This window comes from Corynebacterium sp. MSK073 (assembly GCF_030232085.1).
In the GTDB taxonomy this organism is placed as follows: domain Bacteria; phylum Actinomycetota; class Actinomycetes; order Mycobacteriales; family Mycobacteriaceae; genus Corynebacterium.
In genome coordinates this window covers 1-21,387 of the sequence record NZ_JASPIY010000016.1, presented here as the reverse complement: position 1 = coordinate 21,387, position 21,387 = coordinate 1, and the positions used below count along the sequence as shown (strand labels likewise).

The window sequence follows — 21,387 nt, the reverse complement described above, 5'->3', positions numbered from 1 at the left end:
GCCTCCAAGATACCTGCCTACAGCTCAATAGCGCGCAGGGCCACCTCCGGCTGATTGGTGGCAAGCATGTCCACGCCATTGGACCAGGCCCACTTCATGTCCTCCGGCTTATCAACGGTCCACATATACGTAGGCAAGCCCTGCGCGCCGATAATGGCCGCCTGCATCTTGGCGCGCAGCAGGGAAACCCCCAGGGCGCTCGGCCGCGACCACATGAAATCCGAGCGATTAAAATGGCGTTCCCAGTCTCGGCGCAGGTAAATGCGGTCAATATGCGGTGCCAAAATCTTCATGCGCCGGATGGCTTTGTGGGAAAAGGAAATAACGTGAATGCGCGGATCCTCATCGAGCCCGGCGGCGCGCAGTCGTTCCATGACCCGCTTTTCCAAGGCGCTACCTTGCCCGGAGGGGTGCTTGGTTTCAATATAAAGGTGGTGGGGCTTGTCCCCCAGCAGGGCCAGGAGGTCATCGAGAAGCATCATGCGCTGCCCCTTGCCGATGTCGACCTCGCTCAGCTCCTGCCAATCCATCGCCGAAACCCGCCCGGCGCGCCCCGTCGTTCGCTCCAAGGTGGGATCGTGCTGGACCACCACCTTGCCATCGCGGCTTAACCGCACATCGCACTCCACGCCATGGATGGGAAGCTCCATGGCCTTTTCAAAAGCTAAGGGGGATAGCTCCGGATATTTTCCGGAATATCCCCTATGCGCGACGATGTGCACTAGCCGAAGAACTTCTCTTTGATGTCATTGAGCGTCTTTGCAGAAGCGTCGAAGCGTTCCTTTTCGTGCTCGTTGAGCTGCAGCTCTACCGGCCGAACGATGCCGGTGCGGTTCACGATGGCCGCGGTACCGATGTAGAGGTCTTCCACGCCGTACTCGCCCTGCAGGTAGGCCGAGACGGGAAGCGCCACGTCCTGGTTTTGGATGATCGCGGCGGTAATGCGCGCCAGCCCCATGCCGATGCCGTAGGAGGTCGACCCCTTTGCATCGATAATGGAGTAGGCGGCGTCGCGGGTTTCTTCAAAGATCTTTTCAATGCGCTCGGCGTATTCCGGATCCTTTTCCAGCTTCTGCGAAAGCGGGACACCGGCGATATTCGCGGTGGAGACGGCGGGCAGCTCAGAATCGCCGTGCTCACCAATGATGTAGGCGTGCACGGACTTCGGGGCCACGCCCTCCAATTCACCCAGCATGTAGCGGAAGCGCGCGGAGTCCAGAATCGTACCGGAGCCGATGACCCGCTTGTGGTCAAAGCCGGAGGCCTTCCATACTGCATACGTCAGGATATCGACCGGGTTGGTGGCGACCAAGAAAATGCCGTCGAAGTCATTAGCAATGACATCTCCGACGATGCTGTTCATGATTTTGACGTTCTTATCCACCAAGTCAAGGCGGGTTTCGCCGGGCTTTTGGGCGGCGCCGGCGCAGATGACGACCATGTCAGCGTCCGCACAATCTTCGTAGGTGCCCTTGGTGACGCGGGTACGCTGTGGCGACCAGACCACACCGTGGTTGAGGTCCATGACATTGCCTTCCAGCTTCCGCTCATCGATGTCGATGATGGCCAGGTGGTCGACGATGCTCTGGTTGACAAGTGCGTAGGCGTAAGCGACTCCCACGTCACCCGCGCCAATGAGAACGACTTTATTTCCTACATGATTTGCCATGACCCCATTGTGCAACGCCGGGCGGGGTTTTGCATGCGGAATGTTTCACACTGCGCAACGAGGCATGTTCTGGGATAATGGGCAACCATGAAACGCGCCTTCAGCCGCGCTGCACTAATTTCTCTTGGCGTAGTCGCGGATCTCACGCCCGTCGTCCGCATGACCAGCCGGCAGACGTTGCCGCCCCATATGTCGGCCGGAATCTTAGGCGCAGAGCTGGCCACGTGGGCCGCGGTATCGCCGTCCTTGCTGCCCCGCCCGTGGTGGGTGACGGCAGCGAATGTATCTATCGGCCAGGCCATCGGGCACCTCGGGGCGGCCACGACGAGTTTCGTGCTCAACCGGCTGGGCAAGCGCCCCCAAGACCGCTTGGGCCCGCAGCACCGCCAGATTTTGCACTTAGCGATTGGCGCCGGCACCGCCTTCAACGCGGCGCTCTCACTGCGCAACCAGGAAAAGCAGGCGGGTTTGGTCAATAAGCAATTGGTTCGCGGTCCGGCTACCGCGGCCATCGGCCTAGCCGCCGGCACCGCCGGATACGGCGCGCTGCTCTTGGTGGGCGAGGCCGCACAACTGACCGTGACCAAACTATCGCGCCAATTGGGCCGCTGGGTTCCAGCACTCGTGGCCTGGCCGGTCGTTACCGCAGGCCTAACGGTGGCCGCGGTGGGGCTATCGGACCGCGTGGTATTCCGGCGCTGGATCCGTTCGCTCTCCCACAAGGCCCAGCGCCTGAATAAACAAATCTTTCCCGGCACGTCGATGCCCTGGGAGCCGGAGCGCTCCGGCAGCCCGTGGTCACTTGAACCTTGGTCCGCGCTGGGGCAACAGGGGCGGCGGTTTGTCTCCAACGGCCCGCGCGCCCGCGATATTCGCAGCATCACCGGCGCTCCCGCCAAAGAACCCATCCGCATTTATGCCGGCTATATCCCAGGGCGTTCTTTTGCCCAGGCGGCGAAGAAGGTGCGCTCAGAATTGCAGCGCACCGGTGCGCTGCGCCGGGATACCATCGTCATTCAGATGCCCGCGGGATCCGGGTGGATCAATAACTGGGGCGCGAGCTCCTATGAGTTTTTGACCGCCGGTGATTGCGTCACCGTCACCATGCAGTATTCCTACCTGCCCTCGGTTTTTGCCTACCTCGTGGATAAAAACGCGCCCAAGCGCGCCGCCGCGGAGCTCATTTCCGTGGTCCAAGAAGAAATTGACAAGCTCCCGGAAGAAGACCGCCCGCGGCTCTACCTTGCGGGGGAATCCCTGGGTGCCTACGCCATTATGGATAACTTCCAGAACAAGGAAGAACTCCTGGCCGCCTGCAGCGGCGCGGTCTTTTCTGGCCCACCGCGGATGACGCACTTTACCCAGCGCCTGCGCCGCGATATCGGCTCGCTCGAGCGGCTCCCCGTCATCGATGACGGGCAACACGTCCGCTTTGTTGCCCAACCGGAACACTCGCGCCACGATGCCTTTGGCAACGATTTTCCTTCCAGCTGGCGCCGACCTCGCGTGCTCATCGCCCAGCATGCCTCCGATGCCATCGTGTGGTGGGACCTGAACCTGATGTTCCGGCGTCCCACCTGGATGCACGAACCCCAACCGGAGACACTCCGGGCGGATACGCTCCGCCACCTGCGCTGGGCGCCGTTTATTACTTGGTGGCAGATTGGCCTGGACCAGATCAACTCCCTGAACGTCCCAGGTGGCCACGGGCATAACTACTTTCAGGAAATGCTCTGGTACTGGGACGAGGTCCTAGGCTCCCAATCGCGCCTGAACCTCACTTCAAAGTTAGCCGGCAAAATCGCCGGATTTATCCGGCTCGACGCCTAATCGCACTTCACACCGGTGCTGTGGTGCGGGCAGTATCCGTTCGGCACCTTGTGCAGGTACTGCTGGTGCTCGTCTTCGGCCAAGTAGTACTCGCCAGAGTCCGTATCAGCTAAGCGCTTTACTTCCGTCGTGGTTTCCCCAAAACCAAATTCTTTGAGCTTATCCGCGTAGCTATCCACGATTGCTTGGATCTCTCCCCGCTCTTCTTCGGTGCGGGGATAAAACGCGGAGCGGTACTGCGTGCCCACGTCATTTCCTTGGCGGAAGCCCTGCGTCGGATCGTGGGCTTCCAGTGCCTTCACCACGAGCTCGCGCAAGGAGATCTTCTCCGGGTTATAGGTGACCTCGACGGTTTCTGCATGGTTGGTTTGCCCGCGGCAGACCTCATAATACGTGGGATTCGGAGTCGTGCCACCGGCGTAGCCAACCGAGGTGGACTCGACGCCATCGGTCTCCCAAAACATCTTCTCCGCGCCCCAGAAACAGCCCAGGGCAATCAAGATCGATTTCTGGCCGTCCTTCCACGGACCGGTAATTGGGGTATTTAGCACCGCGTGCGGGGCTGGGTCCAAGACCGGCTCGCTGCGGCCCGGCAAGGCATCTTCCGCAGCCACCATCTTCGGCTCTGGTTTAAACATCCACATCAGGTAAAGCTCCTTTCTCCATTTCCCTTAATAACGTTGTACTGGGAAAATAGATTCCCGGGCCACTAAATATTCGCTGTAATTGCAGACTTCAAATTAATCATGGCGAAATCTTTCGATCGTGCCTATCATCGGGACACGTACCCGAAGAAAGGATTACACAAATGGCTGTTTACGAACTTCCTGACCTCCCATACGCATACGACGCACTGGAGCCACACATCTCCGCAGAGATTATGGAGCTCCACCACGACAAGCACCACGCAACCTACGTGAAGGGTGCTAACGCTGCCCTCGAGGCACTGGAAGAAGAGCGCAACGGCGAGGCTAACCCAGACCGTATCCGCGCCCTGTCCAAGAACTTGGCATTCAACCTGGGTGGCCACACCAACCACTCCATCTTCTGGAAGAACCTGTCCCCGAACGGTGGCGGCCAGCCCACCGGCGAGCTGGCAGAGGCTATCGACCGCGACTTCGGTTCCTTCGAGAAGTTCCAGGCACACTTCGCTGGTGCCGCTACCTCCCTGCAGGGTTCTGGCTGGGCAGTGCTGGGTTACGACCACATCGCTGACCGCCTGATCATCGAGCAGCTCACCGACCAGCAGGGCAACGTCTCCGTTGACTTCACCCCGCTGCTCATGCTCGATATGTGGGAGCACGCTTACTACCTGCAGTACAAGAACGTGAAGGGCGACTACGTCAAGGCCGCTTGGAACGTCTTCAACTGGGACGACGTTGCAGAGCGTTTCGCTGCAGCTAAGAAGTAACTTCTAACTTAGTTACTTTCCGCCGCCTTTCCTTACTGGAAGGGCGGCATTTTTATGCTTGCACTAACCCCATCAAGGGTGTGGCGCAATTTACACCGCCGCCCGTGAAGAGAATGCTGGTATGCATGACCAGAAACCGGCGCGCCACCATCGCCATGCTCCTGTTGGGCTTGGCGGTGTTTTCTAGCCTCTATACCACCCAAGCAATTTTGCCCACGTTGGTAACGGATATGGGCATCTCGCACACGGAGGCGGCCATGACCGTTTCGGCCGCCACCGGCGCGTTAGCCATCTGTGTGGTTCCGGCGTCCATTCTTTCTGAGCGCTATGGGCGCGGGCGCATCCTCCTCATTTCCGCCATCGCCGCCACTATCTTGGGCCTCATGGTGCCCCTGGCCCAAGAGGGCTGGCAGCTCATTGCCCTGCGCGGGCTGCAGGGCGCGATGTTGTCTGGAGCACCGGCGACGGCGATGGCCTGGTTATCGGAAGAGCTCGAGGATCACGCTTTGCCTAAGGCGATGGGCCTTTATATCGCCGGCAATTCCGTGGGCGGGCTCACCGGCCGCATCATTCCCGCGGGCCTCGTGGAGTTTTCCTCGTGGCGCTGGGCTCTGCTCGGCTCCGCCGTGGTCTCCCTAGCCTTTGCCATTACCTGCTGGCTCCTCCTGCCCGCCCAGCGAAATTTTCACCCCAAGCCAATTCACTTCCGCTCCGAGCTGAGCGCGGTCTTTGGGCACTGGGCAAATAAGGATCTCGCCACGCTATTTATCGTTGCCTTTTTATCCATGGGCACGTTCGTGTCCATGTATAACTTCCTCACCTTCCGCCTAACCGGGGATTTTGGCCTGTCCCCGGCGCTAGCTGGTTTTGCCTTCCTGTTTTATCTCTCTGGCACGTGGTCCTCGGCCCGGGCGGGCACGCTGGTCGCCCGCATTGGGCACGGTAAAACCATGGTCGGTTCTGCCGCGCTCTTTACCGTGGGCATTATCCTCTGCGCCGGCAACCTGGCCATGACGCTTATCGGCATGGTGTGCCTGACCGTCGGTTTCTTCGCGGTCCACTCCACCGCGTCTGGCTGGGTGGGGCAATTGGCCACCCACGACCGCGCCGAGGCGTCCTCGATGTACGTTTTCTGCTATTACCTGGGCTCTTCCATCGTGGGCGCCTTAGCAGGCGTGCTTTTCGATGCCCTCACCTGGCACCAATTCATCGCCTGCTTCACCGCCTTTGCGCTCGCTCTCACGGCATTGACTTGGACCAAGGTTAAATCCGACTAAACTCGGTTTTATGCCTCAAGATAAGTGGTCGAGCCGCACCTGGCACCGCAAAGCCTCACGCCCCGTGTCCATCTGGATGATGGTCTTCATCGTGGTGGGCGCAGCGCACATATTTGTGCCCAACTATCGCTGGGTACTAATCCACCTCTTCACGTTGGGCCTAGTCACCAACAGCATCTTGGTGTGGTCGCAGCACCTGACTGAAAAATTCGTGCAACAAAAATTGCCGGATTCCGCCCGCCCCAAGCAGCTCGCGCGCATCTATATCCTCAATATCGGCATCATCATCGCCGTGGCGGGCCAAATCCTCGTGCAGTTCTGGGATCATCACTGGATACTGACCCAGATCGGTGCCATGCTTATCGCGCTCACCGTTTTATGGCACGCGGTGTCCCTCTTTACCCAGTGGCGAACAGCTAAAGATAAGCGCTTCCGCCCGGTTGTCGGCGCCTATGTGCTATCCGCGCTGTGCCTGCCGGTCGGTGCGGTCTTCGGCGCAATCCTGGCCATCCACCCGGGTGATCCACAGTTGCTCTTGGCCCATATCGCCGCCAATATCGGCGGTTTCATCGGCCTTGCCGCAGCAGGTTCTTTGACCATCCTCTTTCCCACCATCTGGCGCACGCAGGGCACCAATGAACGCATGTCCTCCTCGTTCCTACTGCTTACCCTGGGCGTGGTGGCAACGACCATTGGCGCGTTTCTGAACTTCCCACAGCTCGGGCTGATTATCTATTGCATCGGTTGGATCCTGAGCCTGCACCAGTGGCTTGGCAATGTCATCGACGTCGCCCGCGCACCGCGCGATCGCGTTAACTTTGCCTCCGTTTCGGTGCTGATGGCCGCACTCTGGCTGGTGCTATCCCTGGCGTACTACACCACACAGCACTTCCTCGTTGCGGAACCAGGGCTTCCCACCCTCGGCCTCGTCGTGGGGTTTGCGGCGCAGCTGCTCATCGGAGTCATGAGCTATCTCCTTCCCACCACCATGGGCGGTGGCCCCGGCGCGGTCCGCGCGGGGCTTCAGGAGCTAGATCGGTGGGGCCTGTTGCGCGCCACATTCGTCAATGGCGGGCTGCTTATCTGGATGGGCACGGATATCTCCGTGCTCAAGGTGGTGGCCTCGCTGCTATGCATCGGCTCTTTGGCGGTCTACCCCATATTCATCGCCCGCGCGGTCAAGGCCCAAAAGCAGGTGTTGATGAAAAAGGCGGAGGGTCCCGCGCCGAAAACCACCGCGGACTGGAACCAAATCTATATCGGCATCGCCATCCTGGCGGTGATCTACGCCCTATTCGCGGCGCTCTAGAGCTCTGGGGTCCCCGGCGCGCCGGCGGTCATCCACTCCCGCACTATCCGGGTGGCGTGCACATCGCCGGCGTTATAGTCCAAGAGGCGCTGCCGGACGCTCATGTCGCCGGCCAGGGCCTCCCGGCGCGCGTTCACGGATTCCTCGCCATCAAAGTCCTCGTCCGGCCACCGGAATCCCGCCACTGGGGCCACCACTTTGAGCCCCAGCCCAAAGGGCCCCGCGAAGGATCTCTTCACGTAGGCAAACATATCCACCCACTCCGGGGAAGAGATAAAGTCTTCTACGTCCCGTTCATCTACCTCCCGGAAGCGCTGCGCGGAACGGCGCATCCAGTGGTTCTCGCCGTGGGCGGAATAGCAATAAGCGGCAAAGGTCTTGCCCTCCGCATGCGCTGTATCGCGCAACCGCATCAACCACCGCCAAAATTCGGCGAAGATCTCCGCCTCAGCGCGCCCGCCTAGCGGCTCCCAGGTCACGAAGGGGTGGTACTCGCCCTCGAACCACGCGCCCCACAGGTAAGCGCCCTGGTCCATGTAGGCTTCCATGTCCACATCCACCTCGACATCCGCGCGCGGCACCGCTGTATCCCCGCGGCGCAACAGCGTCTGACCGGAGCGCCACGCGGCCGCGAGGCGGGAGGGCTCGCCCGCATTGGCATCGATAAGCGCCTGCACCGTGGTAATGCCGCGCTCGCGAAAGGGGCGGGCGAGATCGCCCGGTAAGAAAAGGGAAATATCGTCCGCCGCCACCAGCTCTTGCTCGCACAGGGGCCAGAACCTACAACTCGCGCATTCCTTGACCCGCACCGGCGCGGTGGGAAGCGGCTTATCCCAAGCGCGCTGCACGTCAAACTTCGCCGTCTCCGTGAAAAAGGCCTGCTGGCGGTCCTGCCCGATGGCACCGCCGCGCCCAGAGTTCAGGCCCATGTCTTCCAAGGCCTGGGCGGCGAGCGCCAAGCGATACCCATCGACGGCATGGTGGCGGGACTTATACGGAACCTCCATAGGCTCGCTCAGCCCAAGGCGATGGGTGGGCACGGCAAGCGTGGTTTTCTTTGGGTTCTTGCGCGCGACGCGGTGGTTGCTCACAATAATGGGGGTATAGGAGCTGCCCTCTCGGAGTAGCAATTCCACGTGTACTTTCCACTTTTCGGTGGCAAAGACCGCATTGGTGATGTGGGTATAGCCGGAGGCAATGGCCTCCAGCGTGGCCATGGCGCGTTCCCAATCATCGCCTTCTAGATCGATGCGCCGGAAACGGCCAGGGGCTTTGCGCGGGAATAATTCCATGACCGCGTCTACGGCGGCGCTGTGGCGTTCGGCCCTAGCGATCGAGGATCGGGTGCGCGGAATCTCCGGGTGGGCGCGCCGCTGCACCAAGCGATAGCGGCACCCAACGAGATCCGAAGCTACAACGACATCCTCCACACCGGGTGAGCTTAATAGAACAGCAAGGTAATGTTGAATCCAGACTCGATCAAACGTAAGGGAAAATAATGAGTATCCTCAAGAAATTGAAAAAGGCTCGCCAAGAAGCGCGTGCGCAGGCCAAGGCGGCAAAGGCGCGCGCCAAGGCTGAGGTAAAGGCCCAGTCGAAGGATCGTCGCCGCCAACAAAAGCTCCTTGCCAAGCAAGAAAAGCACCTTGTTAAGGCCGAAGAAAAGGGCCTCAAAAAGCGCCGGAAGCACGAACAAAAAATGGCGGAAAAAGAACTGGAAAAGTTGCGCGAGGGCCACTTTAATTCTGGCAAGGTCAAGCGCTATGCAGGCGCATTGCGCACCGCCGCCCCGCTGTTGCTTCCCCTCGTTTATCGCGCATTTGTGGGCCTTAAGTCCGAAAAAGAAAAGCGCAAGGCTCACAAGGCAGGCGTGAGTTCCGCGGAAATGGCCTCTTTTTCTGGCTATGGCGCCCCGCTCAAGGCCCGCACCACCGGCATCCGTAATTCCCTCAAGGATGTAGATCTGCCCGCCGGCTTCAAGCGCGACGTGCGCGAGCGCCTCGAGGAGGTTGATTCCGCGATCGATAACGCCGAATTCATGACGGAGCAGCAGCGCCGCCGTGCACATAAGACCATTAGCGGAGAGATCGATTCCGTTACTGCGGAGATTCAACAGCGCCTGGGCGCTTAATTTCTCTTTTTCTTTCTACCAATCGCCGTTCACCTTTCTTTAAGGTGGCGGCGATATTTTTTACGCGAGCGCCAATAAGTAAATTTTTATTGTCTATTAATTTCCACACTGGTAGAATTGAATTAAAGTTAATTCAGATTCCAAATGCCGGCATTAGGCAAACATATCGACGCAATAAACCATGGAGGTACTATGGCACGCCGCGAAATCACGCAATTTTATGATGACCTAGATAATAAACTCATTGGTGAGGATGAATTAGAAGTAGTTCGCTTCAGCGTCAACGGACGTAGCTACCTCATGGATCTATCTCGCGACAATGCTCGCCGCTTCCACGAGGCAATCGCTCCCTTTGTCGAGGCCGCACATGCCGCCCCCGATGCCGAGTCCCCACAGGTCGATCCCCGCAAGGTCCGCGAATGGGCAAAAAAGCAGGGCCATGACGTAGCGCGCCGCGGCAAAATCCCCCAAGACATTATCGACGCCTACAACGCCGCCCACTAGACGTTCAAAGCACGCCCTGTTCCCTAGCGGCCGCCACCGCGGACGTGCGGGAGCGCACACCCAATTTGTCATAAATGTGCACCAGGTGGGACTTCACCGTGGCCTCAGAAAGCATGAGGTCGTGGCCAATTTGCCGGTTCGAGGCCCCCGCCGCCACCAGTTGCAAAACCTCTAGCTCGCGCGGGGTCAGCGAGGTGCGGGGCGTGCGGACTCGGGTCATGAGGCGATCGGCCACGATGGGCGAGAGCGCCGAGTCCCCCTCCGCCGTCGAATGGACGGCATCCAAAAGCTCCTGCGGTGGAGCGTCTTTTAGGAGGTAGCCCACCGCGCCTGCTTCGATAGCGCCGAGGATATCCGCATCGGTGTCGTAATTGGTGATGACCAACACCTTGGGCGGCGTGCTCATGGAGGAACGAATCTGCGCGGTGGCTTCGACGCCACCCATAACGCGCGTTCCCTCCAGGCCCGCCCCGAAGCGCAGGTCCATGAGGATGACATCGATACCGCCTGCTTGTGCCGCAGACACAGCGGCCTCCGCCGTCGCTACCTCGCCCACGACGTCGATATCTTCGGCACCTTCAAGCACCGAACGCAGCCCCAGCCGCACAATCTCGTGGTCATCTGCCAAAAGGACCCGAATCACGACATCCCTCCTATCGATGTTTTTCTCAACCAAAAGTTTAATCTACCGCCTTATCAAAGGGCACACTAACTGACACAGCCGTTCCCTCCCCCGGCGCGGATTCTATGATCACCTCGCCGCCCAGCTCCTGCGCACGGCGCTGCATGGCAGAAAGGCCAATATGCCCCAGACCCGCCGGCGCGCTTTCCACCATCGCGGGATCAAAACCCTGCCCATTATCCACCACATCCACGCGCACCTCGTCGGTTTCATAGGTGACGGTGATCCGGGCGCGGCTGGCGTGGGCATGCTTGACGATGTTCCCCACCGCCCCCTGTGCAATCCGCAATAGCGCCGCCTCTATTTTCATCGGCAGCTGTTGCTCCGCGCCCTCGCTTTCGACCTCCACCTGGAACCCCGCCGTAGCGGCGAAGTTTTCCGCCATGCGCGTCAGCGCCGCCTCAAGGGATGTCTCCGTCAGTGTGGGAGGCTGCAGCGCCGCAATCATGGCCCGCGCCTCATGCAGGTTATCCGCCGCGGCCCGCCGGGCGAGCTCAATGCGCCGCCGGGCGGCGGCAATGTCGTGTTTATCCAGATCCCGGTCGGCGGAGTGCAGGAGCATCTGAATTGATGACAACCCCTGGGCCAAGGTGTCATGAATCTCATGGGCGATGCGCTGGCGTTCGGCCACCATGCCGGCGTCTCGTTCCGTGGCCGCCAATTGCGTACGGGTTTCTACTAGCTCCCGGTTCATGCGCGATAAGGTGCGAAACGCATAGGTAATCGCCACGGTTACTAGTGCCGAGACCGCCGGTCCCATCACTCCACCAAAGGTCAGACCTCCCGGTATCTGCACCACGACAGTGAGCACGGTCGCACCGATGACACACAGGATACCTGCGGTCACATCCAGCACCGTCAGGTACAAAAAGTACATGACGAATACCAGATAAATGGCGGCGGGAGCCACGAAAAGATCCGCACCCCATAACACCGTCAGGATGCTTATCCACAAGTAGCGCATGGGCCGCGGCCACTGCTCCGCATAGATCGATCCCGCAAAGTAGACGGCCGCGAACCCCACCAATAGCAATAGGTTAATAAGGGACTGCGATAGCGGCATTTTCACCGAAGTAAAAATACCCACCACTAACAGGACCGCAGTCAAGAAATGAATGCCGGTACGCAGTGCATCAGAATCCCGATCTAATGTGGAGCTCATGCGCAAAAGCCTACTTGTCCTTCTCGCCCTGACCGGAATAGGGATCGCGGGATGCCAGACCGAACAAGCAGACCAGACCGAACCGGAACACGAGGTGACACCGGAAAGCGCCGCCATCAACGTCGCACAGACCGCAGAGGTCAACGAGTGGAGCGATTGCCCCTATATCGATCCCGGCTGGTTGGAAAATACCAATGGCGAGCGTCTTACCAAGCAGGGCATCGACACGCGCTTTCCCACCCCCGCGTGCGTCTTCTGGTCTTATCAAGACCACCCGCAAGCTACCGTCATCGTGCGCGAGATGCCCACTGTAGAAGACGCCCGCGCCGCGGTGGATTGGGCCGCGCCAATCGATGCCACCGAGCCCGCCTCCTTTGCAGGCTGGGAAGGCGGACGGGGCATCGTCAATGAGCAGGCCGTCTATGCCGTGCAAAAGGATACCCACGCGGTGCTGGTGTGGAGCAATCAGCAACAGACCTTCAAGTCCGAGCAGATTGCTCAGGAAGCCATTGCCAATTTAGGGCTTTAAACCGCGACGTCGTTATAGGGCATCATCGGCGAAACCCAGGGGAAGACAACCTCCATGAGGAGGAAGAAGATTCCCACCGCAATGGCGATGGCGAGCAGCGCCTTCACTGGCTTCGGTCCTGGCAATAGATTCCACAAAGCGCGATACATTACTTAGCTTCCTTTCCAACTTCCATCGCGTGCACGATCATGCGCTCGGCGTTGGAAAATTGCGGGTGACAGGTAGTCAGAGTCAGCATTCCCCGCGTGGGGTCCGCTTCAGTTCCTGGGACGGGGTCGATCACTGAGACATCGCCAGGCGTGGTGATGTGCCTGCCTGCAACATGGCTATATTCTTCTGGTACTTCATCGAAGCAATCCGCATGCTCGCCATCGATAGGCAGCACCTTGTAAGTAATCTTTTCCGTTTGGGTTTCGATGATAACGTCATCGCAGGTGTGCAAAGAACCCAAATCATTAAATGGGGCACCCTTGCCTACGCGGTGCCCAGCCACCGCAAAATTCCCCGTCTCACCTGGCATTTGTGTGTCCTCATAGTGACCAGGTCCGCGTAGAAGATCATCATCATCCGTGCCTTGAATGATGGCAAAATGATAATCCGAGCCAAAGGCTGGGATGTACATCTGTGCAAAAGCCTCTCCCAAATCTGGGTCCACTTTCTCCCGGGGGTTGCGCCACTGCTCTTCTAATTTTGCATTAGCTTCATCTTGTAAGCGCCCTGATTCCACATTCGTCCAATAGGCTTCATAGAATGCAAATAGAACTAAAACCAAACCAATGGTTAGCATGAGTTCGCCCAGAACTTTTGTCATGTCCTAAACCATACTTCCTCTCCGAAAGGAAAACCATGTTCGAGTTCTTCATGTACCCGGTTTCCGGAATCATGAAATTCTGGCATTGGCTGATCAGCGGCTTCGTTGATGAATCCGCTGCATGGCTTGTCTCCATTTTCCTTTTGGTACTCACCGTGAGAGGCATCGTTATCCCCCTCAACTGGATGTCGCTGCGCTCCGCACGCATCGGTGTCCTCATGCGTCCGGAGAATAACGATATCTCTAAGGAAATGAACCAGGCCAGCACCAAAGAGGAAATGGCTGCGCTCATCAAGAATCAGCAGGATCTCATGAAGAGCTATAACTACAAACCTGCTGCTGGCTGCATCCCACCGCTCATCATGATTCCGGTTTTCATTGGTTTGTACCAAGTAATCCTTCGGATGTCGAAAATCGATCAGGACTCAAAGACCGTCGGCATGCTCAATGCTGACGACGTCGCCGCCTTTCGTGAAACCACATTCTACGGTGCCCCAATCACTGACTTCGCCCGCGATCACGGCGATCTTCTTAATCCCGTCCTCATTGCTGCCATCGTCTTTACCATGGCGAATTCCATCATCGCCCTAATCCGCAGCTTCCTCACCACGCAATTCGATCTAAAACTGAACCGCCGCATATTCATTTTCATGGGCATTTTGCTCATCATCGTGCCCTTCTTCCTCTGGCACCTAGCTCATAATGGCCCCATTCCCGTCGCCATCATTATTTATTGGGCCTGTGCATATTGGATTACCCTCATTCAGACCATCATCTTCGAAATCATGCTGCGCGAGTTCTACCCGCTTACAGATGAAGTAAATGCGATGCGTCGTGAGAGCCTTCAAAATTGGCGGAATAAAGAAAAACAACCCGCTCTTTCCAAGGAGGAGAAAAAGCGGGTCAACCGGCTGCGCATTGAGGCGCGCAAGCACCTTAAATCGAATAATCAGCAGGAGGAGCCGAAAGCATCTGAGTAGCTAGCTCGCGGGCGGTATAGAGTGGCCCTGCTTCTTTGGTCAGGCGGGATCCGGCGAGACCGCCATCGAGGAAAATCAAGAGCTGGCTTGCTTGGGAGGCCGAGGGATAACCGTTGCGCTCCGTCAACAGAGCCGTCAAGGTAGAGTGCACCCAATTGCGATGCTGCATGCAGGCCGCGACGATGCCGCGCTCCGAATCCGTTTCAGGCCGCGGGTACTCGCCCGCTGCATTCAAGAAGTGCGAACCGCGGAATCCTTCCTCCGGCTCTTCCTCAATGACCTTGTCAAAAAAGGCCAAGATCTTTTGGTCCGGATCCTGCATGGCAGCCGTCCGCTGCTCCCAGTCCTGGCGGAATTGTTCATCCAAGGACTCTACGTAGGCAATAACCAAGGCATCCTTGGAACCAAACAAGGAATATAGGGATGCCTTGGCCACATCCGCTTCGCGCAAGATGCGGTCAATACCGATGACGCGAATGCCCTCAGTTTTAAAGAGCTTTGTTGCAGATTCCAGCAATCGGCTCCGCGGGCTGGGGCGATTGCGGCGCGACTTCTTCTCTGCCATGGATTCCTCTCTACAACGACAAAACCGGTTCATCTATACTTTATAGACAAACCGGTATGTACGCTAGTTATATGCGGACTATTGTTTCACCTTGTCCACAATCCACAGCAAGATGCAAGCACCAGCGGTGGCAGCGACGATGGAGAAGATCCAACCACCGCTAGCCTCAATATTCAGTAGCTGGATAATGATGCCACCGATGAGGCCGCCGATAACACCCACCACCAAGTTGGTAAACAACCCGTGGTCACGCTTCATAATCTTCTCTGCCAGCCAACCGGCAATGATACCAACAATGATTGAAGTAAATAGACCCAAACCTAGTCCCATGATTTCCTCCTAATATAAACGTGTCGAATACTGCCCAGTTTAAACCCCTGTGACTCAAGTGGCGATAACAAATGCGACACATTTGTATAGCAAAGTGGCTTTAAAACACCAGAAGCGCTCCACTCCTAGCTCTAAAAGCCGGGAGAAGAGCGCTGGGAAGTCAGGCTAGTGAATGATTTAGCCTTCGTCGTCTGGGCGTACCACCATCATCGGGCACGGTGCAGACTGCAGCAATGCGCGGGAGGTAGAGCCAAGGACCATGCCCTTGAATCCACCACGGCCGTGGGAACCAACGACGAGAAGCTGCGCGCCTTCGGCGGCCTCCGTCAACGCACGGACGGGCCGGTCACGGGTGATCTGCTTCTTCACCTCAACATCTGGGAACTCTTCGCGCGGTTCCTTCAGGTTTTCTTCCAGCACCTCAGCTTGTTCCTTTTCAATCTCTGACCACTCAGACTGAGCTGCAGAGAGGCCGGCGAGGGATGCCTGGATTTGCATATCCATCCAGGTGTGCACGGCAACGAGGGCCGCGCCGCGAGCCTGGGCTTCGCGGAAAGCATAGGAGGTTGCCTTCTGAGAAACCTCGGAACCGTCCACGCCAACGACAACTGGGCCGTATTTGGTGGAGTCGGTGACGTTATTATCTTCACGAACCACAACTACCGGGCAAGCGGCGTGGGAAACAACTGCTGCGGAGACAGACCCCATGACCATGCCGGACAGGCCGCCCATGCCGCGCGAACCCATCACGACCATGGTGACGTCTTGAGACATTTCCAAGAGCATATCGATGGGGGAGCCCTCTGCGATGGTGTGCCCAATCTTGAGCTCTGGGGCTACCTCGTGAGCGATTGCACGAGCTTCCTCAATCTTTTCCAGGGTGTCGTCCTGCAAGTCATCGTAGAGATCCTTCGGCGGAACCATACCTTCTGCATACAGGAATTGCGGTATGGTGTAGCTCGATGCGATGCGCAGCGGGATTTCCCTCTTCATCGCCGTATTTGCCGCCCAACGGACGGCGTTCTTTGAGGCGTCAGAGCCGTCGACGGCGACGACTACAATGTCTTCCTTAGCCATGATCTTTCCTTTCAGTGGTTATAACTTAATTATAGTACGGATTAGGCTTAATGGTTGACAGTTGCAGGATCAGAATTGGACGGAGAGAAAATTTCGAGGAGCGTTCGGAATACGCCCCATATCACCGCGCCAATTCCGTCATTGAAAAAAGCCAGCACCTGGTCCGCGAGAGAATTAATATCCATGTCAAACACACTAATACACCACAAAAAAGGATTCAGCCCTTTGCCCATTAAAAATGGGCTCAACCCCACGCGCGTACGCACGCCGGAGGAAGGTCTCAGCACCTGGGATTTTCTCAGCAAAGTCATCTCCTCGCAGCGCCACCGCCACCCTAATGATGATGCACAGGCACTGCGTGACCGATTCACCGCGGGCGAGGTAGTCCTGCGCGATCAAACTCCCCTAAAGCCAGGTACCGTGCTCGGCAAAGATGTCGATGTCTTCTTCTACCGCATCCCCGCACCAGAAGCACCCGTGCCTTATGACATCCCCATCATCTATGAAGATGACAACATCCTGGTAGCCGATAAACCCCCATTCATGGCCACCATGCCGCGCGCCCGGCACATCGTCGAAACCGCCACCGTACGCCTTCGCCGTTCCACCGGAAATAACGAATTAGTGCCGGCACACCGCCTCGACCGCCTCACCTCGGGCCTTCTTCTATTTACCAAGCACAAGGACGTCCGCGGCGCCTACCAGTCCCTCTTCGCAGAAAAGAAAGTCCACAAGACCTACCAGGCGGTCGCGGAATTCCGCCGCTTGCCGACGCCCCTCCAATGGTCCTCCCACCTAACTAAAACGCCCGGTGAAATCCAGGGACGAATAGCAGATGGTGAACCAAATGCTTTCACCACACTAGAATCGGTAGAACCCATTGATAAGGCCCCTTATGAAAAAGTTCACGGTTCACTGGCTGACCTCGGCATCTACACCCTAAAACCACAGACTGGGAAGACCCATCAATTGCGGCTGCACATGTGGCAGGCGGGCATACCGATCCTCGGCGATCCTGTCTACCCCACGATTTTCCCTGAGGAAGCTGAAGACATGTCCGTGCCCATGCGCTTAACAGCGACGGACTTAGGATTCACGGATCCGCTCAGCGGAAAGCCGCGCCATTTCAGCTCAGGACTTCCACTGGCCACGCACAAATTGCTTTAAGCCTGCAATGTCCCAGGCTTTGTTCCGTTTGAATAGAGGGGAAAATCTGGAACGACCTGACCTCCATTTGGTGGCCACCTGATATTCAACCCAGTCGAGTTGGGGAGATGAAGTGCCCCGAGTTTTATTCCTAGGCATGTGCCTTGATTTCTATTATGGGCCTGACCCCCGGAAAGTGGGCACGTCGGGGGTTAGCTATGCTGCTTTGGTCAGTGTAGCTGATGTGAGTGCTTCGAAGTCATCGGGAGCTAGAAGGTTGCACCACGAGTGTCGCCGGCGCGTGTTGTAGCGCATGCACCACCTAAAGACTTCCTGACGGCAGATAATGGGATTGCCAAAGACTTTCCTATCACGCAAGACTTCCCGCTTTAAGGTGGCGTTAAACGATTCTGCTAGGGCGTTATCTGCACTCGTTCCTACCGCGCCCATGGACTGGCGCACACCCAACGACGAGCAATGAGCGTGTCAAGTTGTTTGTGTGTGGGGCTAGGTTTATAGGTATTTGTCGAAGCGGTCGGGAAAGGCCACGGCCATCTGGTTGATGGCTTGTTTCCAGCCGGACACTCGGGCTCCTTCCATGAGTCTGCCGGCTGTTCTTGAGACTCGTTTGCCTTGCTTTGCTCTCTTTGCGGCTCGTTTGTCTTCAATAGTGCAGATCATCAGCCACAGCGTTTTCAGCGCGGATTCATCGTTGGTGAACTGCACCCTGTTGCGGGTGGCTTTACGCAATTGGTTGTTAAACGACTCAATGGAATTCGTCGTATAGATGACCTTTCTGGCTGCTGGTGGGAACTGCAAAAATGGCACGAATCTATCCCATGCGTCCTGCCAGACCTTGACCGACTGAGGGTACTTCACACCCAGTTCAGAATCGGAAAATTCCTTCAACGCTGCTTCTGCCGTGGATTCATCAGTAGCCGTATAAACCTTCTTCAACGCGGCTGACACAGCGCGGCGATCCCCGTAGGTGACCTGCCGGTTCGCGGCGCGAATCAGGTGCACGATGCAGGTTTGTACCATGGAATTCGGCCAGGTTGCCTCCAGAAGCCTCTGGTAGGCCTTTCAGCCCGTCACAGCAGACAATAAAGACGTCTTTGACCCCGCGGTTAGATAAGTTGGCGCACACGTGTGCCCAAAAGGAAGCACCTTCTTCTTTGGCAATCCACAATCCCAGGATGTGTTTGATGCCGTCGAGGTCCACGCCGATTGCCATGTACGCGGACTTGTTGACTACCCGGCCGCCGTCGCGGACTTTAATGCGCAACGCATCCAGGAATATCACGGGGTAGAACTCGTCTAACTGGCGGTTTTGCCACACCATGACCTCATCAAGGACGGCATCAGTTACTGCAGAGATTGTTTCATGGGAGATATCTACCCGCATCGCAGTTGCCATATGATGCTGGATATCCCTAATGGTCATGCCGCCGGCATATAAGCTGACAATCATATCGTCAACATCTGTTAGCCGCCTGGAGCCTTTGAGGGGCCATGGTTGGGGTAAACGTCCCGGCCCGGTCTCGTGGAACATCAATGTTTACTGGCCCGTAATTAGAATCCACGGTCTTTGGATACGACCCGTTGCGGTAATTATCCGTTTCAGCAGTAGCTTTAGCTGCTCTATCGCCGGGCTCATAGCCTAGGTGGGTATCCATTTCAGCATTCAAGCCTCTGGTGATTGAGGCTTGTAGCATGCCCCGAACTAGGTCATTGGCATCCGTTGTCGACGTGCCTAGCTCATCAATCAGTTTCGCGATTTCAGGGTTAGCAAGCAGCTTCTTTTCAATCGCATCAATCTTGGCCTTATCAGCTTAGATCTCGTCTCGCCATAGTAGTCATTCTGGTTCATCTCCTTATGCGGGTTGGGTTCCCACACACAAACCATCAGACACTCTCAGCTGAAAACGTTAACGGCCCCTCACAAGAGGCGAACTCATCCATACTCGCAGGTGGAATGATGTTGTCGAGGCAGAAATCGCCACGTTTGAGTGGGTGTCATGGTGGAACGAGGTAAGGCTCCACCAAAGCCTGGGATACCGAACCCCGGCCGAGGTGGAAACCGAATTGTGGAAGAAGAACCCGCCGCAAGTAATAATAGAAATCAAGGCAAATGCCTAGGAACAAAACACGAGGCACTTCACTTTTATAGAAAAAGAGACAATACATAATTAGACTTAGCATTGGTACTCATTGTGTCTAGAAACGAGAGGGTGGAGCTTTGTTCAGTAAAATAGCTAGGATGTCCGCGTCATGCTCCTGCTTGGCATTAGCTATTGCGTTGACTCCTTCGGTGGCGGAGGCATCTACGGTTCCCGCTTCGGTAGAACAATCCGGTGAGAGCGGTGTTTATACACGAGTTGAAAAGCTAGAAGGCGATAGTAGTGCTCCCGCCGCTCAACCGTACGCTGCAACTCCAGACTATGGACCGTGCGTACTCGAGCCTACAGAAGTTCATGTACGAACTAAGACCGGCGATGGTGATGCAAGGATCATCGGTTTTAAGCCGGTGACTAAGTGTAGTCGTCCGGTAACTTCTATCAAACACGAGAGTAAACTTAAGTACCAGTATTGGATGGTATGGAAAGACGCACCATTAAAGTCTGGCGTTCCTACGCGTTCTTACAATCAGGGACAATCCAAACTCGAACAGAAAAACATTGAGTTTCGTTGCAATGGCTTAGTGGATACGAACTTTATTGGCACGACTACGGGAACTATCGTAGACGGTGATAAAACTTACACTGCGACTGTTGACACTGAACCGTTTAGAGAAGCATGCAAGGTTTAACAGGTAGAACTTCAGATAACAGTAACCAAGCTAAAATTTTTGTGCTCTTTGCGCGTATGGAAGCTACGTATGACGAAGAATTTGTCGGAGTAGCTTTAACCAGAGAGCAGGAGCGCGCCATGGGCGAGCATGTTGATTCTTCAGATATGACCTGTTGGGCTGAAGAAGTTCCCCTTCAGGGCTGGAGAGGGAAACTAAACAAGTGCCATTTCCCGAACCTCGTTTATCTCGTTTTTAGAGAAGGATATGCGCAAAATTCCTCCGCGCGCCACCAGGAAATTAGCCCAGATATATTGGCTGCTTTTGCTACGCGTGAAGCAGCTCAAGCTGATGTCGTTTCTCGGCAGAAAAAGGAACCTACATTCTTGCCGAGTGAGTTTCATATATGGGAGGTCGAATTCGGGTCCTTGCTCGAAAAATTCCGTAACCAAGGTCCAGAAATCCCCATGTACTGAGCAGTCCATCTCATCGGCTTTAGATTCTGTTTCAAGGAAGGAACGCAAGCATCTAGACCGATGTCAAGTGGCCGTAGCTCAAATGTGTATCATCTTCGTTCGCAAGCCAGCGTTAACTGGTGGGGTCGACAATTCGTTAATCAAGCCGGCGATCCTAGGATTTCCATCAGCTTCTCGCTGACTTCGTTAATCCTCGCTGGGGTATGGCCTCTCTTCAGTGACACCGTAGTCATTATCGGACCTGGCCCCTGTTTGGTGGACACCTGATATCCAGTCCAGTCGGGTTGGCAAGATTGGTAATCTGCCACTATGTCCAGGTACTGAGAACAGTTCAAACGCGATGCTGTGGCTCTCTATGAGAACTCTCGCTGAACTCAGCGTCAGCCGAGCTCGGTATCAACCGTGCCTCGCTTCATTCATGGGTCACCAAGTACGGCACCGGCAAACGTGCCCGCATAAAAGCATTGCAGGATAAAGCTCAAGTAGCGAATGAGTCGTGAGACGGATCCGCCAGTTAGAAAAAGAAAACGCGAAGCTGCGCGAAGAACGTGACATCCTGCGCAAGGCCGCCAAAAATTTTGCTTCAAGCAGGCTCACTGAAGATCTGGGACCTGACCCCCATTTGGTGGACACGGTCAAGTCCGTTTGAGTGGTGTTTCTACCTTTCGATAGAGCATGCAGTGTGATGGTGTCAGGGGCCAGCACGTGCT

Annotated in this window: 23 protein-coding genes and 3 pseudogenes; 13 read left to right on the top strand and 13 right to left on the bottom strand. The window is 56.6% G+C overall.

What is annotated here, in order from left to right; translation table 11 throughout:
- Nucleotides 1-17 precede the first annotated feature (17 nt).
- Together QP970_RS10080 and QP970_RS10075 are read right to left on the bottom strand one after the other, a co-directional pair.
- Nucleotides 18-722, bottom strand: a complete 705-nt coding sequence (locus QP970_RS10080) for a glycerophosphodiester phosphodiesterase family protein (protein WP_284869906.1) — start codon at nt 720-722, stop codon at nt 18-20.
- Nucleotides 722-1,669: an L-lactate dehydrogenase gene (locus QP970_RS10075; protein ID WP_239269322.1), complete on the bottom strand. Its 948-nt coding sequence runs from the start codon at nt 1,667-1,669 to the stop codon at nt 722-724. Before QP970_RS10075 ends, QP970_RS10080 begins: the two co-directional genes overlap by 1 nt.
- Nucleotides 1,670-1,756: 87 nt before the next feature.
- Between QP970_RS10075 and QP970_RS10070 the strand changes: the two genes are divergently transcribed.
- Nucleotides 1,757-3,499: an alpha/beta-hydrolase family protein gene (locus tag QP970_RS10070; protein WP_239269323.1), complete on the top strand. Its 1,743-nt coding sequence runs from the start codon at nt 1,757-1,759 to the stop codon at nt 3,497-3,499.
- Here the strand turns inward: QP970_RS10070 and msrA are convergent.
- Nucleotides 3,496-4,143: a peptide-methionine (S)-S-oxide reductase MsrA gene (gene msrA, locus QP970_RS10065; RefSeq protein ID WP_284869905.1), complete on the bottom strand. Its 648-nt coding sequence runs from the start codon at nt 4,141-4,143 to the stop codon at nt 3,496-3,498. The genes QP970_RS10070 and msrA overlap by 4 nt on opposite strands.
- A 164-nt stretch (nt 4,144-4,307) precedes the next feature.
- On the opposite strand from msrA, the gene QP970_RS10060 reads away from it, so the two are divergent.
- From QP970_RS10060 to QP970_RS10050, 3 genes are all read left to right on the top strand, one after another.
- Nucleotides 4,308-4,910, top strand: coding sequence for a superoxide dismutase (locus QP970_RS10060; protein ID WP_005279684.1), 603 nt, complete (start codon nt 4,308-4,310; stop codon nt 4,908-4,910).
- A gap of 125 nt (nt 4,911-5,035) precedes the next feature.
- On the top strand, nt 5,036-6,187 hold the full coding sequence (locus tag QP970_RS10055) for an MFS transporter (RefSeq protein ID WP_239269325.1): 1,152 nt from the start codon (nt 5,036-5,038) through the stop codon (nt 6,185-6,187).
- A gap of 10 nt (nt 6,188-6,197) precedes the next feature.
- A complete protein-coding gene (locus QP970_RS10050) occupies nt 6,198-7,496 on the top strand; it encodes a copper oxidase (protein WP_284849694.1) in 1,299 nt (432 codons plus the stop codon).
- On the opposite strand, the gene QP970_RS10045 is transcribed toward QP970_RS10050, so the two are convergent.
- Complete coding sequence (locus QP970_RS10045) at nt 7,493-8,926, bottom strand: TM0106 family RecB-like putative nuclease (protein ID WP_284869904.1); 1,434 nt, start codon at nt 8,924-8,926, stop codon at nt 7,493-7,495. The genes QP970_RS10050 and QP970_RS10045 overlap by 4 nt on opposite strands.
- A 68-nt stretch (nt 8,927-8,994) precedes the next feature.
- On the opposite strand from QP970_RS10045, the gene QP970_RS10040 reads away from it, so the two are divergent.
- The gene (locus QP970_RS10040; RefSeq protein WP_284869903.1) at nt 8,995-9,627 is read left to right on the top strand and encodes a DUF6474 family protein; all 633 of its coding nucleotides are present in this window, start codon (nt 8,995-8,997) and stop codon (nt 9,625-9,627) included.
- A gap of 192 nt (nt 9,628-9,819) precedes the next feature.
- On the top strand, nt 9,820-10,131 hold the full coding sequence (locus QP970_RS10035) for a histone-like nucleoid-structuring protein Lsr2 (protein ID WP_284771241.1): 312 nt from the start codon (nt 9,820-9,822) through the stop codon (nt 10,129-10,131).
- A 4-nt stretch (nt 10,132-10,135) separates the two neighbouring features.
- Here QP970_RS10035 and QP970_RS10030 read toward each other — a convergent pair whose 3' ends face one another.
- Together QP970_RS10030 and QP970_RS10025 are read right to left on the bottom strand one after the other, a co-directional pair.
- Nucleotides 10,136-10,774 carry a response regulator gene (locus QP970_RS10030; protein WP_023018163.1) on the bottom strand — a complete coding sequence of 213 codons (639 nt, stop codon included), beginning with the start codon at nt 10,772-10,774 and terminating at the stop codon, nt 10,136-10,138.
- A gap of 37 nt (nt 10,775-10,811) precedes the next feature.
- Entirely contained in the window at nt 10,812-11,975 is a 1,164-nt protein-coding gene (locus QP970_RS10025) for a sensor histidine kinase (protein WP_284771242.1), read from the bottom strand.
- On the opposite strand from QP970_RS10025, the gene QP970_RS10020 reads away from it, so the two are divergent.
- Complete coding sequence (locus QP970_RS10020) at nt 11,974-12,504, top strand: DUF2020 domain-containing protein (RefSeq protein WP_284771243.1); 531 nt, start codon at nt 11,974-11,976, stop codon at nt 12,502-12,504. The genes QP970_RS10025 and QP970_RS10020 overlap by 2 nt on opposite strands.
- Here the strand turns inward: QP970_RS10020 and QP970_RS10015 are convergent.
- Nucleotides 12,501-12,653 (bottom strand): hypothetical protein, encoded by a 153-nt coding sequence (locus QP970_RS10015; RefSeq protein WP_284771244.1) that lies wholly within the window; start codon nt 12,651-12,653, stop codon nt 12,501-12,503. The genes QP970_RS10020 and QP970_RS10015 overlap by 4 nt on opposite strands.
- Complete coding sequence (locus QP970_RS10010) at nt 12,653-13,315, bottom strand: class E sortase (RefSeq protein WP_284771245.1); 663 nt, start codon at nt 13,313-13,315, stop codon at nt 12,653-12,655. Before QP970_RS10010 ends, QP970_RS10015 begins: the two co-directional genes overlap by 1 nt.
- Before the next feature lie 35 nt (nt 13,316-13,350).
- Here QP970_RS10010 and yidC point away from each other — a divergent pair, with 35 nt between their 5' ends.
- Entirely contained in the window at nt 13,351-14,295 is a 945-nt protein-coding gene (yidC, locus tag QP970_RS10005) for a membrane protein insertase YidC (RefSeq protein WP_284771246.1), read from the top strand.
- Here the strand turns inward: yidC and QP970_RS10000 are convergent.
- The 3 genes from QP970_RS10000 to QP970_RS09990 form a co-directional block, all read right to left on the bottom strand.
- Entirely contained in the window at nt 14,252-14,860 is a 609-nt protein-coding gene (locus tag QP970_RS10000) for a TetR/AcrR family transcriptional regulator (RefSeq protein ID WP_284771247.1), read from the bottom strand. The genes yidC and QP970_RS10000 overlap by 44 nt on opposite strands.
- A 78-nt stretch (nt 14,861-14,938) precedes the next feature.
- Entirely contained in the window at nt 14,939-15,190 is a 252-nt protein-coding gene (locus tag QP970_RS09995) for a GlsB/YeaQ/YmgE family stress response membrane protein (protein ID WP_005279667.1), read from the bottom strand.
- Nucleotides 15,191-15,367: 177 nt separating this feature from the next.
- Nucleotides 15,368-16,267 carry a universal stress protein gene (locus QP970_RS09990; RefSeq protein ID WP_284771248.1) on the bottom strand — a complete coding sequence of 300 codons (900 nt, stop codon included), beginning with the start codon at nt 16,265-16,267 and terminating at the stop codon, nt 15,368-15,370.
- A gap of 120 nt (nt 16,268-16,387) precedes the next feature.
- On the opposite strand from QP970_RS09990, the gene QP970_RS09985 reads away from it, so the two are divergent.
- Complete coding sequence (locus tag QP970_RS09985; protein WP_410763221.1) at nt 16,388-17,434, top strand: pseudouridine synthase; 1,047 nt, start codon at nt 16,388-16,390, stop codon at nt 17,432-17,434.
- Nucleotides 17,435-17,629: 195 nt separating this feature from the next.
- Here QP970_RS09985 and QP970_RS09980 read toward each other — a convergent pair.
- Together QP970_RS09980 and QP970_RS09975 are read right to left on the bottom strand one after the other, a co-directional pair.
- A pseudogene (locus QP970_RS09980) lies at nt 17,630-17,890 on the bottom strand (integrase core domain-containing protein); the annotation flags it as partial.
- 36 nt (nt 17,891-17,926) lie between these two features.
- Nucleotides 17,927-19,264: pseudogene (locus QP970_RS09975) on the bottom strand (IS256 family transposase).
- A 105-nt stretch (nt 19,265-19,369) separates the two neighbouring features.
- Between QP970_RS09975 and QP970_RS11725 the strand changes: the two are divergent.
- From QP970_RS11725 to QP970_RS09965, 4 genes and pseudogenes are all read left to right on the top strand, one after another.
- A complete protein-coding gene (locus QP970_RS11725) occupies nt 19,370-19,552 on the top strand; it encodes an integrase core domain-containing protein (RefSeq protein WP_349819741.1) in 183 nt (60 codons plus the stop codon).
- A 657-nt stretch (nt 19,553-20,209) separates the two neighbouring features.
- Nucleotides 20,210-20,677, top strand: coding sequence for a hypothetical protein (locus QP970_RS09970; protein ID WP_284771361.1), 468 nt, complete (start codon nt 20,210-20,212; stop codon nt 20,675-20,677).
- 345 nt (nt 20,678-21,022) lie between these two features.
- Nucleotides 21,023-21,124 (top strand): annotated as a pseudogene (locus QP970_RS11785) (transposase); the annotation flags it as partial.
- Nucleotides 21,125-21,173: 49 nt separating this feature from the next.
- On the top strand, nt 21,174-21,326 hold the full coding sequence (locus tag QP970_RS09965; protein ID WP_284771360.1) for a hypothetical protein: 153 nt from the start codon (nt 21,174-21,176) through the stop codon (nt 21,324-21,326).
- The last annotated feature ends 61 nt before the right edge of the window (nt 21,327-21,387 follow it).

Coding starts and splice junctions, on each gene's coding strand:
- QP970_RS10035 (WP_284771241.1), top strand. CDS start 9,820: ATGGCACGCCGCGAAATCACGCAATTTTATGATGACCTAGATAATAAA.
- QP970_RS10000 (WP_284771247.1), bottom strand. CDS start 14,860: ATGGCAGAGAAGAAGTCGCGCCGCAATCGCCCCAGCCCGCGGAGCCGA.
- QP970_RS10070 (WP_239269323.1), top strand. CDS start 1,757: ATGAAACGCGCCTTCAGCCGCGCTGCACTAATTTCTCTTGGCGTAGTC.
- QP970_RS09995 (WP_005279667.1), bottom strand. CDS start 15,190: ATGGGACTAGGTTTGGGTCTATTTACTTCAATCATTGTTGGTATCATT.
- QP970_RS10020 (WP_284771243.1), top strand. CDS start 11,974: ATGCGCAAAAGCCTACTTGTCCTTCTCGCCCTGACCGGAATAGGGATC.
- yidC (WP_284771246.1), top strand. CDS start 13,351: ATGTTCGAGTTCTTCATGTACCCGGTTTCCGGAATCATGAAATTCTGG.
- QP970_RS10010 (WP_284771245.1), bottom strand. CDS start 13,315: ATGACAAAAGTTCTGGGCGAACTCATGCTAACCATTGGTTTGGTTTTA.
- QP970_RS10040 (WP_284869903.1), top strand. CDS start 8,995: ATGAGTATCCTCAAGAAATTGAAAAAGGCTCGCCAAGAAGCGCGTGCG.
- QP970_RS10050 (WP_284849694.1), top strand. CDS start 6,198: ATGCCTCAAGATAAGTGGTCGAGCCGCACCTGGCACCGCAAAGCCTCA.
- QP970_RS10075 (WP_239269322.1), bottom strand. CDS start 1,669: ATGGCAAATCATGTAGGAAATAAAGTCGTTCTCATTGGCGCGGGTGAC.
- QP970_RS10025 (WP_284771242.1), bottom strand. CDS start 11,975: ATGAGCTCCACATTAGATCGGGATTCTGATGCACTGCGTACCGGCATT.
- QP970_RS10055 (WP_239269325.1), top strand. CDS start 5,036: ATGACCAGAAACCGGCGCGCCACCATCGCCATGCTCCTGTTGGGCTTG.
- msrA (WP_284869905.1), bottom strand. CDS start 4,143: ATGTGGATGTTTAAACCAGAGCCGAAGATGGTGGCTGCGGAAGATGCC.
- QP970_RS09970 (WP_284771361.1), top strand. CDS start 20,210: ATGCAAGGTTTAACAGGTAGAACTTCAGATAACAGTAACCAAGCTAAA.
- QP970_RS10060 (WP_005279684.1), top strand. CDS start 4,308: ATGGCTGTTTACGAACTTCCTGACCTCCCATACGCATACGACGCACTG.
- QP970_RS09990 (WP_284771248.1), bottom strand. CDS start 16,267: ATGGCTAAGGAAGACATTGTAGTCGTCGCCGTCGACGGCTCTGACGCC.
- QP970_RS10015 (WP_284771244.1), bottom strand. CDS start 12,653: ATGTATCGCGCTTTGTGGAATCTATTGCCAGGACCGAAGCCAGTGAAG.